This window comes from Streptomyces sp. NRRL F-5650, from assembly GCF_000721365.1.
In the GTDB taxonomy this organism is placed as follows: Bacteria; Actinomycetota; Actinomycetes; order Streptomycetales; family Streptomycetaceae; genus Streptomyces; species Streptomyces ardesiacus.
The window spans coordinates 1-1,326 of the sequence record NZ_JOGV01000125.1 but is presented as its reverse complement, the minus strand read 5'-3'; the positions used below and the strand labels follow the sequence as shown (position 1 = coordinate 1,326).

Annotated in this window: 1 protein-coding gene and 1 pseudogene; both read left to right on the top strand. The window is 72.3% G+C overall.

The features are described 5' to 3' along the window. Positions 1 to 111 precede the first annotated feature (111 nt). Positions 112 to 1,083 (top strand): fumarylacetoacetate hydrolase family protein, encoded by a 972-nt coding sequence (locus IG88_RS0137675; RefSeq protein WP_031051367.1) that lies wholly within the window; start codon positions 112 to 114, stop codon positions 1,081 to 1,083. Positions 1,084 to 1,228: 145 nt separating this feature from the next. Beyond that, positions 1,229 to 1,326, top strand: a pseudogene (locus IG88_RS0137670) (PadR family transcriptional regulator); the annotation flags it as partial.

The following is a 1,326-nucleotide window of genomic DNA, read 5'->3' as shown; positions in this document are numbered from 1 at the left end:
CTGGCTATCACTCATGCACACCCCTACGGCTCGGCCTGCCCCCAACCACACGAACCTACTGGCCTTCGACCTTGACCAAACACATAGGGGCACCCCCCCAGGAGCCGCACCGTGCGTTTCGCCGCCTACGAACACCGTCGCCGTCGCCACGTCGCCGTCGTGGAGGACGACGGCACCCTCCGCCCGCTGCCCGGGGTCGCCTCGCTCACCGACCTCCTCGCCCGGGCCGACGGCCTGCCCGGACTGCTCGCCGCCGGACGGACCGCCCTGGACGCCCCGCCCGGCCCCCATGTGTCCCGGGTACGGCTGCTGCCCCCGCTGCGGCCCGCTTCGGTACGGGACTTCGTCACCTTCGAGGAGCACGTCGAGGGCGTACGGCGCTCGGTCGACGGCGTCGCCGGGGTTCCCGAGCAGTGGTACGCAGCGCCGGTCTTCTACTTCACCAACCCGCACGCGGTCCACGGCCACGGGGACGGCATCCCGGTACCGCCCGGCTCCGCCGCGCTGGACTTCGAGCTGGAGGTGGGCGCGGTGATCGGCCGGGAGGGCCGCGACCTCACCCCCGGGCAGGCCCGCGACCACATCGTGGGGTACACCGTGTTCAACGACTGGTCCGCGCGGGACCTCCAGGGCGCGGAGATGAAGGTGGGCCTCGGTCCCTGCAAGGGCAAGGACACCGCCACCACCCTCGGCCCGTTCCTGGTCACCGCCGACGAACTGGAGCCGTACCGCGACGCCGAGGGGTTCCTGCGCCTGGCACTGACCGCCGAGGTCAACGGCGAGAGGGTCGGCGAGGACCTGCTCTCCAACATGAGCTGGACCTTCGAGGAGATGACCGCCTACGCCTCGCGCGGCACCCGCGTCGTGCCGGGTGACGTCCTCGGGTCGGGCACCTGCGGCAACGGCGGCTGTCTGGCCGAGCTGTGGGGCCGGCGCGGCGAGCGGACCCCGCCGCCGCTGAAGCCCGGCGACACCGTCGCCCTGACCGTGGAGGGCATCGGCACCCTGACGAACACCGTGGTCCCCGGCCCGGAGCCGGTGGCCCTGCCGGCCGGCCGGCGCCGCACCCGGGAGCGGCCGTGAGCGGCCCGCACGCGGGGCGGCTGCCGGCAAGGCCGTCATCACCGGCCCGGAGGTGAGGGGCGGGCGGATTCCCGCCAACCGGTCGCACCGGTTGCACACTTCACCTATACATGCCGCGTATACATGATGTGTATAGTGCGGAGTCATGTCCATCGGTCACACCCTCCTGGGACTCCTGGAGTCCGGGCCGCGCCACGGTTACGACCTCAAGCGCGCCTTCGACGAGAAGTTCGGTCACGACCG